Here is a 16,450-nt window from a genome sequence, read left to right as displayed (position 1 = left end):
TTCCTAAATTATTCTTGATGGCCTATGGCGTACATTACATGGTCATTGAATCCGGTGATCACCTTAATAAACCCAGCTAAAGACTCATCAAGTTGTTCGTCACCGGTATCAGCAATTAAAGGACGACCATTTAAGGCCTTTAATTTCGATTTTGTGGCGATGAGGATAATATTATCTTTGCCGATTTTTTTAATGAGGTTGGGACTTAGCTGCTGATTACCGCGGCCAAAAATATGCCCTTGCCCACCAATTAACGTGATCACTAGCTTTGTTTTATCACCTGCAAGCGACAATAGTTGCTGCGCGGTTTGGTCTTGTGCGATCAGCGCTTGATCCTTCACCACATCAACACCTAATAGCGTATTATCAAGTCCCATTTCTTCCATTACTGCCGCAACGGTAGAACCAGACCCCATAATATAGGTTTCGTCTTCTTCCATTTCGGCAACCACATAGGCGGCGATATCTGCCAACACCAGCTCATCGCTTTCTTTGCCGCCGTTTTTCACCGCCTGCACATATCTCAGCTCGGTCGGCACTTGCATTTCACCATATCGCTTGGCGCGCACTGTCCCGTCACGAAATGCAGCTTCATCGATGTCCATCACATCGGCTTCACCAATGGAGACAAGCTCTCCGGTAACCAAAAGTTCAACGACTCTACCTGCCGCTTTTGGCGTTATAGCGTATACGCCGCTATGAATTTTGCACCCTGCTGGGATCCCAAGTACAGGACACGAATCACCCACCGCATGGCAAATGTTGCGGGCAGTACCATCGCCACCAGCAAACAAAATCAAATCGACACCGAGCTGTTGCATTTTTTGCGCTGCAGTCTCTGTATCTTCAGGACGAGTTGCTGTGCTTTGAGTTTGGTAAATCACTTGGGTGTTAAAACCCAGCTCTTTTGCCGTACGCTCACCCATCTCACCGTTAACAGTAAAGATTTCAATGTTATCTTGATGTGGAAGCAGTTGTGTCAAAGCCGTTTTTGCTCGCTGATTAGCGCGAGGCTCTGCACCTAACGCCAACGCGTGTTGGGCTGTTTCTAGGCCGTCGCTACCTTTTAGTGCAACGCTCCCACCAAGTCCAGCCAAAGGGTTGATAATAAGTCCAAGCTTAAATTGCATTGTCAAACTCCATGCTTAGCTCTGTGGGGATATCCCAGTTAAATTGCTGCTGGCGTAACGGCCAAGGTGTATTATAAAAATTGCTTAATGCGTTGAGCAGTTGAGTCGTTCTGGTATTGAATCCGCTTTCTAATAAAGCTAGCACTTGCTGATGCACCCGTTGTTGAAAGCTGAAACGGCAAGTTTGTTCACCATTGAGGTTATCAACGGAAACATTAAATGAAAAACCAGCCGCGACACTTAACGCCCACTCAATCGCTTGTGGTTTCACTTCCACTTTTTCAAATTCGAGCTGCTGCGCTTTATCTCGTCCATCGGGACAATACCAGTAGCCGTAATCTTCGAGTTGCCGACGTGCTTCACCCGCAACGAGCCAATGTGCAACTTCATGCAAAGCACTAGCATAAAAGCCATGAGCAAAAATAATGCGGTGATGAGGGTGTGATTCATTTGCAGGTAGATAGATAGGTTCATCGTCGCCCACTACCAGCTCCGTGTTGAGCGTGTGCAGGAATAACCCATTAAAAACAGCAATGAGGTCTTCTATTTTATGCATCAACATCCGCCACAAGTCTAAACTGGGCGCAAATTGTAAAGTTTTTAGCGGCTAAAGTAAAAGATCTCGTTTTAGACTATGCCTTTTTGTCTAAAGAACTGCGCGGGGCAATATAAAGCGAAGCACGATCTCGACCTGAATTTTTCGACTCATAGAAGGCTAAATCAGCTTCTTAAAAACACCGATTGTGATTAAAGCTTTCACCGATAAGCTCATATCCTGTCACGCCAATGCTGAATGTCAGTCCAAACACAGCAACCCCTAGGCCGCAGTAAACAAAAGATAAAATTATACCAATTGAATTAATTGTCTAATCAATTTGAAGGGTGAAATAGCATATTAGCTTCGTTAAAAACTTCTTATTTAGAACAACTAAATAGCAAAATTTTTGCCTCGCCTATATGGATATAGGTACCTTGGCGGTAGCAGGAAGCGAGAGCGGAGCTACTAAAGCTATTCCTACGCTTCAAAATAGTTCATTTACTTAATACAACTGGTATTAGAGGCTGTCTAGGTGCTGTAGAATCCATGACGATGGCACGAAAATTACATACCATTACAACTATTAATTTTTGACCTAAGAACGAAAAAAAAGCCGCATTACAGCGGCTTACAGATAGGATATTTTTAAGCGAGTATTAGGGCCTGTTGATCTTTCAAGTTTGTTTTTGCAGCAGTTTGACTGGTATTTATACAAGGCAAAGCCTGCGTAGCATAGTCATTCTATGTAAGCCTGGCGATAACACAGTAGAAATGCCAGTCAAGCGCTGCCCTTTGGGTTCACCTGAGTGCGCTTTGTTCATTGTTGCTCAACTTTTGCCTAGATTACTAGGCGGCAAGTCGAGCGTCGCGATCAAAACACACTCAGAAGAACAAAAATCAAACAGCGAAGGTCAACAGGCCCTAGATAAATTGGTATCGTTACTCGTAATAAGCTTTGCCTTCTTCAGCCATTGCAAGTAGCGGCTCCGCAGGGGTAAATACAGGGTTGTCAGCTGCGTATGTTGATAGCTCTGAACACACCTTGCTAGCGCCTTTTTTGTCCATATAACTAAATGGACCGCCCAAGAATGGAGGGAAACCAATACCAAAAATAGCACCGATATCACCATCTCTTGCATTACGAATGATACCTTCGTCAAGACAGCGCGCTGCCTCATTGAGCATCTGTGCAACGCAGCGGTTCGCGATTTCTTGTTTATTCAACTTAGGAGAAGGCCTAACACCGAGTAACTCATAGACAGAGTCGTCCACTTGCTTGCCTTTTTTACCTTCATAGGTATAGAAACCACGACCAGATTTGCGACCTAGGCGTTTGCTATCTATCATACGTGCAAAAGCATCTGGCGCCTTAAATCTAGAGCCTAGTTCTTTTTCTAGGATTGGGGCAATCTTAGAGCCAATGTCTACACCTACTTCATCAAGAAGCGCAAGAGGACCAACAGGGAAACCAAACTCAACCAAAGCTTGATCGATTTTCTCTATCGGCTCACCGGCAAGCAAAAGATTTGCCGCTTCGTTAACATAAGGTGCCAGAATACGATTTACGTAAAAACCCGCTTTGTCTTTTACTACGATTGGTGTTTTCCCCTGCTTACGAGCAAAAGCCACCGTGCGCGCAATAACCTCATCACAGGTGGTGTCGTGCGGAATGATCTCCACCAGCGGCATTTTTTCTACTGGCGAGAAATAATGCAAACCAATTACGTTTTCAGGACGCGTCGCTTTTGCCGCGATTTGACCGATTGGTAATGATGACGTGTTGCTCGCAAATATCGTATTTTCACTACATTCGCGCTCGATATCCGCCACCATCGACTGCTTAAGGTCTAGATCTTCAAATACAGCTTCAATCACCATATCTGTGTGTTTAAAACCAGAGTAATCCGTTGTTCCCGTGATCATATTCAAAGTTGATTGCATCTCTGCCTTTGAAATAATACGGCGCTTCTGGCGTTTGGTAAGAATCTTATAGCTGTAATTTAGTGCGTTGCTAATACCCTGATGCGCAACATCTTTAATACGTACCGGTGTACCTGCTTTAACCGCACTAACATGGGTAATACCAGCGCCCATTAAGCCACCACCGAGCACTGCAACACGCTTCACAGGAGCAAGATCTTCACCTTGGAAATCCTTTTTCATTTCCGTTGTCGCAAAGAAAATCCCACGTAGCGCTCGCGAGACTTCAGACATCACTAAATCAGCAAAACCCTCGGCTTCGGTTTTATAACCTTTAAGCTTGTCCAGCTCTACAGATGCACGTACCGCTTTGATGATAGCGATAGGCGCAGGATAGTGACCACCCGTTTTCTTCTCAACATTTTCTTGTGCTTTTTTGAAAATGATATTGCGTCCGAACGGGTTAGACTCTAGCAACTGGCTAATTTTGTCTAAATTCGGCTTGCGAGGCTTAGGCTTACCTTTTCTGGCAAGCTTCACCGCAACGTCAAGTAAAATACTGTGCGGTACGGAATCGTCAACTAGACCCGCTTTTTTCGCTTGCTTAGGTCTAACTTGTTTACCAGTTAGCATCCATTCAAGTGCTTTTTGAATACCAACTAATTTCGGTAGACGCTGTGTACCGCCACCACCTGGTAATAGACCAAGCTGTACTTCAGGAAGACCCAGTTTAGTCTTGCTGTCGTCAGTACAAACGCGGTAATCACAAGCCAGCGCAAACTCCAAGCCGCCACCCAGTGCTACACCGTGGATCGCCGCAACGGTTGGGAATGGTAAATCAGTCAATTTAAAGAAGGTTTTATGACACATTTCCGAAATCGCTAACGCATCTTCACGCGTTTTAGCGCTGTCTAGCATTTTAATGTCTGCCCCAGCGATAAAGTTATCGTCTTTACCACTGATAAAAACCATACCCGTTACGTCGTCTTGCTTACTCTTTGCGATGATCTCTAATAATTCATCAGCAAATGTATCACGTAGAGTGTTCATTTTTTCGCCCGGTACGTCGATTGTAACGATGGCGACTTTATGGTCGTTTAATTCATAAGAAAATACTGACATTATGCGCTCTCCAATACGAATGCTGCTCCAAGACCACCTGCAGCACAGGCAGTTGTCAATGCAAGACCACCGCCGCGGCGCTTAAGCTCATGTAGGCTTTGCGTGATCAAGCGTGCGCCGGTTGCTGCGAATGGGTGACCATATGCAAGTGAACCACCAAGCACGTTAAACTTATCCATGTCGATTTCGCCAATTGCTTTACTGCGACCAAGTTTTTCTTGCGCGAATTTGTCTGAGCCAAACATTTTCATATTGGCCAGCGCTTGCGCTGCGAAAGCTTCATGCATTTCTATCAGATCAAGATCAGCAAGTGTAATACCCGCTCGGTCAAGTGCTACAGGTGTTGAATGCGCAGGACCCATCAACATATCTTCGTGTACGCCGATTGCAGAGAAGGCGAAACTACGCACATAACCTAAGATGTCGTAGCCAAGCGCTTTGGCTTTGCTTTCGCTCATCATTAATACTGCCGCCGCACCATCAGTAAGTGGCGTTGCATTTGCTGCAGTTACCGAGCCGTGCTGTCTGTCAAATACAGGCTTTAACTTGGCGTAGCTTTCCAAGGATGAGTTTTCACGGATGTTATTATCTTTATCAATAAAGCTTTTGTATGGCTCAACATGGGCAGCCATCACTTCGTTATTTAACAGGCCTTCTGACCATGCTTTTGCAGCTAAGGTGTGTGAGCGGTGCGCCATCGCATCTTGATCTGCACGGCTGATGCCGTGAGTCTTAGCCATTTGCTCAGCGGTTTGCCCCATTGATAAGCCAGTCGAGTATTCTGCAACTGCCGGTGGCACTGGTAATAAGTCTTTGAGTCTTAGCTTTGAGAAAATCTGTAAACGCTGCTTAAGCGTACGTGCTTTGTTCAAGTCAACAAGGCTACCTGCAAGCTTTTTGCTCACGCCAATCGGTAACACAGATGAAGAATCTGCACCACCAGCAACACCGACACTCACTTGGCCTGAAATAATACTCTCTGCAACGTTAGCAATCGCTTGGAAACTGGTTGCGCATGCACGTGATACAGAGTAAGCGTCAACAGAAACTGGCATGCCAGTGCCAAGCACAATTTCACGCGCAATGTTCGGTGCTTCAGGCATTTGTACAACTTGGCCGAATACCAGTTGGTCGATTTCTTTACGATCGAAGTTCAAACGCTCAAGCATTTCGTTGACGACGATTTTACCTAAATCTAAGGCTGGAACGTGGTGAAAAGCGGTAGCTTGCTTTGCGAATGGCGTACGCAGGCCGCTCACGATAGCGATTCGGTCGCCTTTTGATGTTTTTAGTATGTTTTGTTCAGACATGAATTTTGCTCTCCCGCTGACAGGTCTGACCTGTTAATTTCCTCCGATTCTAAACAACCAAATCGAAGTTGCCAATAGCAAAGCACGAAATGGCCGCTTTTTAAACCGTGAAAACCAACTTTAGATGTTTTTTCAAGCAATCTCAAAGTATTTGAAATTGTTATTTAAAATTTATGAACTTTTCTAAAATTATGGGTCTAATCAACTTGATTATTCATTCAGCGTCCATATAACTATTTTTATTTTTGTCGGCTTAAAAGGCAGTCTCATGGCAGTAAACGAGTTTTCTCAACTAAAAGAATATTTAGATACCCAAATTTTAGGACAAAGTGCACTGACCGAATCCTTGCTTATCGCGCTTTTAGCAGATGGTCATTTATTGGTGGAAGGCCCCCAGGTCTCGCTAAGACCCGTGCAGTAAACGCACTGGCTAAAGGCATTGAAGGTAGCTTTCAACGGGTCCAATTTACCCCCGACTTATTGCCTTCTGATGTAACTGGTACAGATATCTATCGCCAACAAACCAACGAATTTGTGTTTGAGAAAGGCCCGCTTTTTCATCATTTGATTTTGGCTGACGAAATCAACCGAGCGCCAGCCAAAGTGCAATCAGCGCTACTAGAAGCAATGGCCGAGCGCCAAATAACCGTTGGCAAAACAACGTATCCGTTACCTGAGCTATTTATGGTAATGGCAACGCAAAACCCGCTTGAACAAGAAGGTACATATCCGCTACCTGAAGCGCAGCTTGACCGCTTTTTACTCCATCTGAATATCGATTATCCGGATGCAGAAACCGAGGTCGATATTTTACGCCTCACTCGTGGCGAGGCGTTAGAGGAGTACCAAGCAACCTTCACACCAATTAGTCAAGCAACCCTATTTGAGGCCCGTAAAACCGTACTAAGCATGCATCTTGCTGAGCCACTAGAGCAATATCTTGTGCAATTGATTATTGCGACCAGACAGCCACAACGCTTTGATGCAACGCTTGCGAGCTGGATTGATTACGGCGCAAGTCCTCGAGCAACGATTGCCCTTGATAAATGTTCTCGCGCTCATGCTTGGCTACAAGGCAGAGACTTTGTCACACCTGAAGATATTCAAGCTGTGGTGCATAACGTGCTACGCCACCGTATCGTGCTGAGTTATGAAGCACAAGCGGATGGGATCACCAAAGATCAGGTGATCAGTAAGATTTTAGAATTGGTTGCTGTTCCATAAGACTATGAACGACATCAAGCAGTTTAATTCAGCCAGCTGGTTTAATGAAAGCCACAGTAATGGTGTCGAACTCGGCCTGAAAGAGTTACTTTTTTATAAGTCAAAAGCGCATTTACTTTCGCTAAAACCGAGAGGAAAAGTGAAAAGTGCTCAATCAGGTCAATACCTTGCACCGCATAAAGGTCGGGGTATGGAGTTTGCTGAAGTCAGACAATACCAGTATGGTGATGATATTCGTGCCATTGACTGGCGAGTTACCGCACGTACCGGTGAAGCACACACGAAACTCTTTCAAGAAGAGAAAGAGCGCCCCGTTTTTGTATTTTGTGACTTTTCCTCGAGCATGCTATTTGGTTCAAAGCTGTTACTTAAGTCAGTGCTTGCGGCGCACTTAGGCATTTTGGTGTCTTGGGCTGCGTGCCAACGCGGCGACCGTGTTGGTGGTGTAGTATTTAATGACAGCAATCACCACGAGCTCAAACCGATTGCTCGCGACCGTGGGGTGCTTGCACTGGCTCACCAATTTTGCGCGCTACATGAGCAAGCGTTGATTCAAAAAGAGATCCAACCCTCAGGGGATCGCTTCAATGAGAATTTAAAACGACTTGTGCACCTGGCCAAACCCGGCAGCCTGATTTACCTTATTTCGGACTTTACGGAATTAAATGATGAAAGCTTTAAATTGCTAGAGCGTGCCACTCGCCATAACGAAGTGATTGGCTGTATGGTGAGTGATCCTTTTGAGCATCATCTTCCTGAATACAATCAAGCGATCGAGGTCTCAGCAGGTGAACAAAACTGGACACTGCCCTTGATGGACAAGCAATTTAGAGACAAATTCTCGCAAAATGCGTCTGACTTTTTCAATCGAAGATTAGCGCTACTTAAGCGCTCTGGTATGTCGTTACAAAAGTACGACGCGTCTTTACCAATCGAATTACAAATCATGAGGGGTTAAATGCAAGTCAATCCACTCGACCAGCTTAATGATGTGGTCATCCCTCAAAGCGTGAGCTGGTGGCCACTTTCTTATCCAATGTGGGGAGCCGTTTGTGTGCTACTCGCAATATTTGGGGCTACGTGTTGGCTATTGTATCGTCGCCAGCAATTTTTAAAGGCAAAAAAGGAAGCCGTAAAACTGAGTCATTCGCAGGATAATGCCCAAACATTACACACCATACTCAAACGTTTAGTAAAACATTATTACGGTGATACCGCTGCGAGTAAGTCGGGCCAAGAATGGTTAACTCTGCAAGCAAGACTCACACGCGTTGAACTCACTCAGCAAGAGCTCGACTCGTTATATGCACCGACTCAAGACCCCGCACTCAGCGATAAACTATGTCGTGCGATTAGTACCTTCAAAGTGAAGGAGCGTCTCGATGTTTGAATTTAGCTGGCCCCTTGCCTTTTTATTGTTACCTCTGCCTTGGCTAATTGCGAAGTTTAAACCAAGTATTGCGCAGACGAACATCAATATTCGAATGCCAAGTGCCGCAAAGTTGCAACTCGCGAGCACAAATCAACTCAATAAGCGCGCAAAAGTAAGCCTAGTGGAGACACTCATCTGGCTACTACTGGTAACCGCTGCGGCAAACCCGACTTGGCTTGACGACCCAATCGTTGTGCCAAATGAGGGACGAGATATTATGCTTGCCGTCGACTTGTCGGCTTCAATGACTGAACAAGATATGGAATACCAAGGTCGCTTAGTGGACAGATTGTCTGTTGTCAAAGCCGTTGTTAGCGACTTTATCGAAGCGCGCCAAGGAGATCGTCTGGGACTTATCCTGTTTGGTGACACGGCGTTTTTGCAAACACCACTCACCCGCGATTTAGCAACGGTTAGTCAAATGCTTAGTGAGGCACAAATTGGTTTAGTTGGACGCGCCACAGCGATTGGAGATGCTATCGGTTTGTCGGTAAAGCGTTTTGGTGAACGTGAACAAAGTAACAAGATTTTGATTTTGTTGACCGATGGTCAAAATACCGCTGGTAACCTTCAACCAGAAGAAGCACTGATCTTGGCCCGTGAAGAGGGCATTAAAATTTATACAGTTGGCGTTGGCTCTGATGGTAGACGTGGTTTTGGTTTATTCGGTTTTAACTCCATGGCTGGTAGTAGTATCGACGAGAAAACATTGCAGCATATCGCCAAAGAAACCGGCGGGCAATATTTTCGTGCAAAAGACGTGGAAAGCCTACAACAGATCTACGCGATGCTTGATGAGCTAGAACCGATAAGTGATGAAACACAGACTTTTCGTCCTAAGATTTCACTGTTTTATATTCCTCTCCTTGCGATACTCTGCTTGCTTTTTATGGCTCGGCTAAGTGTCGTATTAAGAACAAAATTAAGAGGGTAAATATATGATGGAATTTGAATTTATTCGCCCACATCTGCTTTGGCTGCTTATTCCTTGGGTGATATACAGTGCATTGCAATGGTCCAAAAAGTCCAATCAGCAATCAGCACAACTTATCGCGCCGCACTTGATGAAGGTGGTGATGGCAGCCGAAGGTCAAAAACACCAAAACCAAAGTAATTCTTGGCTTGGTATTGTGTTCTTTTTGTTGGCCATTATTGCGGTTGCGGGACCGAGTATTGAAAAACAAGATGTTCCGGTATTTAAAACGCAGGCACCTAGAGTATTAGTGCTCGATATGTCTTATTCTATGTACTCAACCGATCTCACGCCAAACCGCTTAACGCAAGCTAGATTTAAAACTTTAGATATGCTCAAGCTATTTAAAGAAGGTGAGACGGGTTTAGTTGCCTATGCAGGCGATGCCTTTACCGTGTCACCACTCACAACGGACGTCACCACACTTGAGAATTTGATCCCAAGCCTTCGTCCAGAGATCATGCCCTCAAAAGGCTCTAACGTGTATGCAGGCATCGAAGAAGCCGTTAGCCTGTTAACAGGTGCAAGTGCAACATATGGTGACATTATTTTGGTAACCGATGGACTTGAACAAGAAGACGCTGAAGATGTACAAAAACTCCTTTCTGACAGCCCATTTAAGCTAAGTATCTATGCCTTAGGCACGGCGCAAGGTGCACCAATCAAATTACCTGAAGGCGGATTTTTAAAAGACCAATATGGTCAGATAGTCGTACCAAAGTTATTCCCGACTCGACTTGAAAAACTCGCGAGAGTAAAGGGTGGAAAGTTTGCCAGCTACACAGCCGACGATAGCGACATCGAGACATTTAAGCCTAACTTGGGTGCAAATACATCGGTGGTTAAACGCGACCAAGAAAGTGCAAAGTGGCGAGTAGATGCTGGAATATATCTACTGATTGCACTTATTCCACTCGCACTGCTACTGGTTAGAAATCACGCCGTTATGCTCAGTGCTTTGATTGTTTTTGCTATGTTGCCGCAGCAAAAAGCGCTGGCGAATGAATGGACACAGTGGTTTAAAAATACCGACCAAAACGCACTACAGGCCTATCAAAATAATGCGTTCGATGAGGCTGCGCTTGCCGATAACCCGGTACTAAAAGGCGCCGCCCTTTATAAAGCCGGAGATTATGAAAGCGCGGTAAAAACACTTCAACAAACAAGCTCTGCAGAGGGTCAATACAATTTAGGTAATGCGCTAGCCAGGCTTGGTAAGCTAGATGAAGCGATTTCTGCCTACGAAAATGCATTGTCTCAAGACCCCGAGTTTACACAAGCAAAGGACAACAAGGCCTTAGTCGAAGCGTTATTAAAGGATCAACAAGATCAGCAGAACCAACAAGGTCAGCAAGATCAACAAGGTCAGCAAGATCAACAAGGTCAGCAAGACCAACAAGGTCAGCAAGACCAACAAGGTCAGCAAGACCAACAAGGTCAGCAAGACCAACAAGGTCAGCAAGACCAACAAGGTCAGCAAGACCAACAAGGTCAGCAAGACCAACAAGATCAGCAGGACCAACAAGGTCAGCAGGACCAACAAAGTCAGCAAGACCAACAAGGTCAGCAAGACCAACAAGGTCAGCAAGACCAACAAGGTCAGCAGGACCAACAAGGTCAGCAAGACAAGCAGACTCCACAAGCAGGAAGCGAGTCAGAACAAAACAATAACGAACCAGAGCTAGATGCTGCTCGCCAAGACCAGCATGCAGCCGAGGAACAAACTCAAGAGCAAGCACAAGCTGCGCCAATGCCAGATCCCGAACAATCACCGCAGGATGAAGAAAAAGCACAGGCAGCAATGATGCAAGATAGTCGGCCACTTACCCCTGAAGAAATTGAAAAAGCGCAGCAGCTTAATCAACTTCTTAGAAAGGTGCCTGATGATCCAGCCATATTATTGAGAAATAAAATGCAACTAGAAGCACAACAACGCAAGCAAAGACGTCTACCAAGAGGAGCTGAAAAATCATGGTAAAACGCATTCTATTTTTTCTGTCTTTGTTGATATTAAGCCACGCCTCGTTGGCATTGGAAAATCTCACAGCAAGCGTAGACAAAAACCCGGTGCTCGCAGGTGAATATTTCACGTTGTCGATTATCGCTGAGGGCAAAGTCAAAGGCACCATTCCTGATGTTTCAGTCCTTAGTAACGACTTTATCACCAGCCCTGTGAATACCAGCTCTAGAACCAGTATCATTAATGGAAGCGTCTCAAGCTCTACTACCTGGCAAATGCAGCTCGTTGCTCGCACTCCGGGTACTTACACCATTCCTGCGTTAGAGGTAGATGGTGAAACGACCCAGCCGATTGAAATCAAAGTTGTCGCTCGTGATGATAAGCAGCAAAGCGAAGATATATTCGTAAAAACCGAACTCAAGACAAAAAACCTATATGTCCAACAGGCTGCCCTTTATACTGTTAAGCTCTATGTGGGAAAAGAATTACTAGATGGTCAATTGAGTGCCCCAATCTCGGATGGCGCTAATTTCACACAATTGGGCAAAGCCAATGAAGAATACGAAGTTATTGATGGCCGACGCTACATGGTGCTCACCCGCGAATATATGATCCAACCACAAAAAAGTGGTGACTTCAGCATAGAGCCGCCGATCTTTAACGGCCAGATCAGAGATGGCTATCGTAGAATGGCGACTTCTGCGGTTGGCAATACCATCGACTTTTCAGTGTCCCCTATCCCAGCTAGCGCTGCTGACAACTGGTTACCAAGTGAGTATTTGAATTTTTCTGAAGAATGGCAGCCCAAAGATGCCGAGTTTATGGTTGGGACGCCCATCACGCGAACACTAACACTCACTGCAGTAGGTGTTACTAAAGAGCAGCTTCCTGAGATTCAGCTTGAAGACGTTAATGGGTTTAGAATTTATCCAGACGCGTCAGAACGTAAGCAAATTACCCGAGATGGTAAAGTCATCTCACAGTTAACTATTTCATTTGCCTACCTACCGCAACTTGCAGGTGATTTTGCACTGCCCGAAGTAAAACTACCTTGGTTTAATACCATCACTAAACGTGAAGAGATTGCGACATTACCAAGCAAGTCTGTCAGCGTGATTCATGACCCAAATCAGCCAGCCTTACCACAGGCCGCTCCGATCCCGCAGCCGCTTTCAAGTCCAAGCGTAAATCCATCAACGGCTACGCAAACCAACGTGATCACAGAGCACGTTATCCCGCTGTGGATGTGGGGACTCGCCACTGGTGGATACACATTATGGCTAATAACATTACTAGTATGGCGTCTTAGATCAAAACCGGCCGCAAACCCGATAACAACTAAGGTAACTGATGAAAATCCAACACCTTTAATTTCGTTTGCAGAAGCGGTTAAGCAAAATAATCCAGCAGGCTTTTACCAAGCGCTACTGAGCTATACCAAAAAACAAAATATCACCATGACACAATGGCTAGCACTCCAACCTGATTCATTGCGAGCACAGGTACAAACGCTACAAAGCTCGCTGTATGGAGGCAATAACGCAAAAGTAGACTTGGCTCAACTATATGGTGAAATTAAAACCAGTGTAAAAAGCATGGTTCACACAAATGAAAGCCAAAATTTAGGCAATCTATACCAATAAGCGCCTCAGGGCGCTTTTTTATTGCAATAAGAACTGGATTTGTTAGTAACTAATTAACAGATCATTTATGCTGGAGTGAGATGCACTCCCTAAATCAACTAAAATAAAATGAGTTTTTGTTGAAATAAACCTGCAAAAAGATAGGTCTCATAGATATGGCCAGTAAACAACATCACTACGAGTCACTGGTTCGGATGTACCACAAAGAGCTATATAAGTTCGCTTATTGGTTGTCTGGCGATCCGACAATAGCAGAAGACTTAGTACAAGAAACTTTTTTGCGGGCTTGGCGCGCACTTGATTCATTAAAAGATGAAAATGCAGCAAAGCCTTGGTTATTAACTATTTTAAGACGAGAAAATGCACGTCGTTTTGAGCGCAAGCAATTTGACTACGCGGAGGTTGAACAAGATACGCTGGTCGACGATACCAGTTCAGCTTTGGATGATGCAATGGAGCAAACCGTTGTGCAGCGACAAATAGCCAACTTAGCACCAGAATATCGTGAACCACTGCTACTGCAAGTAGTGATGGGATGTTCTGGGGATGAAATCGCCGATATACTTGAGCTGAATAAAAACACGGTGATGACAAGGTTATACCGTGCTCGCAACCAGCTGAAAGACGCTTTAATGACTGAATATGAACCAATAAAGGGGCATCAAACTGATGGATGAACTCGAATTTCGACGCCGCCTCGTTGCTGATCCTCATGATGAAGAGGTCAAAAAACAGGCCGAACAGCAACCAGAGTTGCAAGCATTGGTAGATGAAATGCAAGCCTTTGACGATTTCTTGGGAAAATCACTCGATATAGATGTGCCTGAGGGGTTAGCTGACAAGATAATTACAAAGCAAAAGGAGCTCGAAACGGAAGAACACAGAGTAGTGAAAATGTCTTGGTTTAGACGCGCTACTGCACCATTTGCAATTGCAGCCAGTGTATTTTTTGCCGCCGTGGTCTTTTACTTTGGTGGTTTTGGACACCCTGTCGATACCGGTGAACATGCGCTTGCTCATGTGTATTACGAAGAAAATGCACTGCAAAAGCAAGAAACGGTGTCACTGCAAACCGTGAACGAGAAGCTCGCGATGTTTGGGGTAAGTTCGACAACTTGCCGGGTAAAGTGGTTTATGCGACATTTTGTAATTTTAAAGGCCAAAAAAGCCTTCACTTGGTTATGCAATCCGAGTTTGGTCCACTCACGGTTTTTGTCGTGCCAGCTGGTCAACAAAGTACGATTGACGGCAAAGACAGTTTTGGTGATAGCCGATTTGAGGGCTTAATTGCTCATGATGGTAAAGCAAACACCATATTGGTGGCAAACCGAGGCACGCCGATTGAAACCTTCCAATCAGAAGTGACAAGCTCACTACGCTGGTTATAACGCCACCGCCCCACTCTTTTGGGGCGGTGTCTCAATATCCTTACTAAACCTCACAAACTACAAATTTAATTGAGGTACATACCTATTTAAATAGCCATGTTAGTTCTTTACAATGGCGGCAGTTATTTTGGTATATAGGAACTTTATGAAACATTTCATTGTGTTACTTTCCCTTGTTTCTTTTTTATTTACAGCCAGTTTTAATGCTGAAGCGAGAAAGAAGTTTGGTAGTAAGAGCTCAGGTAAAACGCAGCAAACGCAAACGACTCAGCAAAAGCAACAAACTGATACACAAGCATTAAATGCAAAATCTACAGCAAAGCCTAAATCGAGTAAAAAAGGTATTATGGCCGGTGTACTCGGCGGCTTGCTAGCTGGTGGTCTAATTGCCGCGATGCTTGGCGATGATTTTGAGGGTTTTCAATTCCTTGAAATGATTTTGCTTGCAGCTGCTGCCTTTTTAATTTTCAAATTGGTTAAGGGCATGCTTGCAAGAAAACAGCAGCCAAGTTATGCCGGTGCTCCGCCTATGGGTGGCTACAACAATACTCCACCACCCCAGCAGTTTCAAAGTCAAGGGCCAATCAGCGGCGGTTTTGGCGCAAGTAGCGTGCCTATGAATCTGCCTAAAGATTTTGATATTAATGGCTTCCTACAAGGTGCCAGACAACATTATCACACCATCCAAACAGCATGGAATAACAACGACTTTTCGACAGTTTCTGAATATTTGAGTCCAGAGCTAGTTGAAGAGTTCAAGCGTGAGCGAGAGCAGCAAGGCGACGTTAACACTGAAGTGATGTTTGTTGACGCTGAGTTAGTCCGTGCAGATACACATCCTGACGTCTGGGAAGTAAGCATTAAGTTTACTGGTAAATATCGTGACCTAGGCGACATGCAAGAAGAACCTATCCACGAAATATGGCATTTAGAGCGTAAAACGACAGGAGATGCGCCTTGGCTAATCGTAGGTGTTGAAGAGCTAGCAGCCTAACTCGTCAATTTTAGCAAAATTACACTCAGCTTGTTTATTCACCAAGCTGAGTGTTTATTTTCAGCACTTCTCTACCCTCTCCCAAACACACTTCAATATCTGCGATTTTTGGTAAGCTTTGCATTCCCCACGCAGATAGGCGTTGAAATGGCTGAATAAATTGTCTAACTTGCTCATCACTCATCCCTTTTCCTGTCGATGCTTTGAGCATATGCTCTTGTTGCAGGCGCCACTGATATACTCTGTCGAAGCTCATTCCATTTAAATAAATGAGACTATCTAATTGTGAAAAAATAGCTTGATACTTTTCACATAAAATTTGGTTCACTTTTAGGCGAAATGAACCGTCTTTATCAAATTCTTGCTCAAATTGATTAACGGGAGATGCTAACTCATCGTTAGGCTGCGGCTCCACACCAATACACCACCCCTCGATAATAAGTACCTGTAAACCCGCATCAACTTTTCGCCATTTTGAATTTGGCAACTTCCTATCTACTGATTTATCAAATGCAGGTAAAGTGAATGCTTCGCCGCGTTTAAATCTGTCTATAACATCTTGTAATAGTTGCAGATTGTGAGTACCAGGCAAGCCTCTTTGCTGAAACAGCGGATGAAACTTTGAAGCAAGCACTGCCCGCTCTTCTGGGTCTAAATAAAAATCATCAAGCGACACACACTTACAGGTAATGCCAACTTCCCTAAGTTGCTTACAAAGAGAATAGCTTAGTGTTGATTTACCAGAGCCCTGAACGCCAGAAACTCCTACTAATAAAGGGTATGAGAAGCTTCCAGTTGAAATCATCTTGTCTATCC

The 16,450-nt window shown here is 44.7% G+C and carries 12 protein-coding genes and 2 pseudogenes; 9 read left to right on the top strand and 5 right to left on the bottom strand.

Annotated features, from left to right (window positions below):
• Nucleotides 1-8 precede the first annotated feature (8 nt).
• The 4 genes from B1L02_RS19265 to fadI form a co-directional block, all read right to left on the bottom strand.
• Nucleotides 9-1,130 (bottom strand): ATP-NAD kinase family protein, encoded by a 1,122-nt coding sequence (locus B1L02_RS19265; protein WP_088532425.1) that lies wholly within the window; start codon nucleotides 1,128-1,130, stop codon nucleotides 9-11.
• Nucleotides 1,120-1,686: an elongation factor P hydroxylase gene (locus B1L02_RS19260; RefSeq protein ID WP_088532424.1), complete on the bottom strand. Its 567-nt coding sequence runs from the start codon at nucleotides 1,684-1,686 to the stop codon at nucleotides 1,120-1,122. The genes B1L02_RS19265 and B1L02_RS19260 overlap by 11 nt, the downstream gene beginning before the upstream one ends.
• Nucleotides 1,687-2,607: 921 nt before the next feature.
• Nucleotides 2,608-4,710 (bottom strand): fatty acid oxidation complex subunit alpha FadJ, encoded by a 2,103-nt coding sequence (gene fadJ / locus B1L02_RS19250; protein ID WP_088532422.1) that lies wholly within the window; start codon nucleotides 4,708-4,710, stop codon nucleotides 2,608-2,610.
• Nucleotides 4,710-6,020, bottom strand: a complete 1,311-nt coding sequence (fadI, locus tag B1L02_RS19245) for an acetyl-CoA C-acyltransferase FadI (RefSeq protein ID WP_088532421.1) — start codon at nucleotides 6,018-6,020, stop codon at nucleotides 4,710-4,712. The genes fadJ and fadI overlap by 1 nt, the downstream gene beginning before the upstream one ends.
• A 268-nt stretch (nucleotides 6,021-6,288) precedes the next feature.
• Here fadI and B1L02_RS19240 point away from each other — a divergent pair.
• The 9 genes and pseudogenes from B1L02_RS19240 to B1L02_RS19200 all read left to right on the top strand — a co-directional run bounded on the left by B1L02_RS19240 (nucleotide 6,289) and on the right by B1L02_RS19200 (nucleotide 15,634).
• A pseudogene (locus B1L02_RS19240) lies at nucleotides 6,289-7,244 on the top strand (AAA family ATPase).
• A gap of 4 nt (nucleotides 7,245-7,248) precedes the next feature.
• Nucleotides 7,249-8,202 carry a DUF58 domain-containing protein gene (locus B1L02_RS19235; RefSeq protein ID WP_088532420.1) on the top strand — a complete coding sequence of 318 codons (954 nt, stop codon included), beginning with the start codon at nucleotides 7,249-7,251 and terminating at the stop codon, nucleotides 8,200-8,202.
• Nucleotides 8,203-8,634, top strand: a complete 432-nt coding sequence (locus tag B1L02_RS19230; RefSeq protein ID WP_088532419.1) for a DUF4381 domain-containing protein — start codon at nucleotides 8,203-8,205, stop codon at nucleotides 8,632-8,634. It begins immediately after the preceding gene.
• Nucleotides 8,627-9,610, top strand: coding sequence for a vWA domain-containing protein (locus B1L02_RS19225; protein WP_088532418.1), 984 nt, complete (start codon nucleotides 8,627-8,629; stop codon nucleotides 9,608-9,610). Before B1L02_RS19230 ends, B1L02_RS19225 begins: the two co-directional genes overlap by 8 nt.
• Nucleotides 9,611-9,617: 7 nt before the next feature.
• Nucleotides 9,618-11,627, top strand: a complete 2,010-nt coding sequence (locus B1L02_RS19220) for a vWA domain-containing protein (protein WP_088533131.1) — start codon at nucleotides 9,618-9,620, stop codon at nucleotides 11,625-11,627.
• Entirely contained in the window at nucleotides 11,621-13,252 is a 1,632-nt protein-coding gene (locus B1L02_RS19215) for a BatD family protein (RefSeq protein WP_088532417.1), read from the top strand. Before B1L02_RS19220 ends, B1L02_RS19215 begins: the two co-directional genes overlap by 7 nt.
• A 155-nt stretch (nucleotides 13,253-13,407) precedes the next feature.
• Nucleotides 13,408-13,929 (top strand): sigma-70 family RNA polymerase sigma factor, encoded by a 522-nt coding sequence (locus B1L02_RS19210; protein WP_088532416.1) that lies wholly within the window; start codon nucleotides 13,408-13,410, stop codon nucleotides 13,927-13,929.
• Nucleotides 13,922-14,640 (top strand): annotated as a pseudogene (locus B1L02_RS25225) (DUF3379 family protein). The gene B1L02_RS19210 and the pseudogene B1L02_RS25225 overlap by 8 nt, the downstream one beginning before the upstream one ends.
• A 145-nt stretch (nucleotides 14,641-14,785) precedes the next feature.
• Complete coding sequence (locus B1L02_RS19200) at nucleotides 14,786-15,634, top strand: Tim44 domain-containing protein (RefSeq protein ID WP_088532415.1); 849 nt, start codon at nucleotides 14,786-14,788, stop codon at nucleotides 15,632-15,634.
• Between the two features lie 34 nt (nucleotides 15,635-15,668).
• On the opposite strand, the gene B1L02_RS19195 is transcribed toward B1L02_RS19200, so the two are convergent.
• The gene (locus B1L02_RS19195; RefSeq protein ID WP_088532414.1) at nucleotides 15,669-16,439 is read right to left on the bottom strand and encodes a kinase; all 771 of its coding nucleotides are present in this window, start codon (nucleotides 16,437-16,439) and stop codon (nucleotides 15,669-15,671) included.
• Nucleotides 16,440-16,450 lie beyond the last annotated feature (11 nt).

The organism is Pseudoalteromonas piscicida, from assembly GCF_002208135.1.
Lineage (GTDB): Bacteria > Pseudomonadota > Gammaproteobacteria > Enterobacterales > Alteromonadaceae > Pseudoalteromonas > Pseudoalteromonas piscicida_A.
The sequence above is the reverse complement of the archived record's forward strand: the minus strand, read 5'-3'. Positions and strand labels throughout refer to the sequence as shown.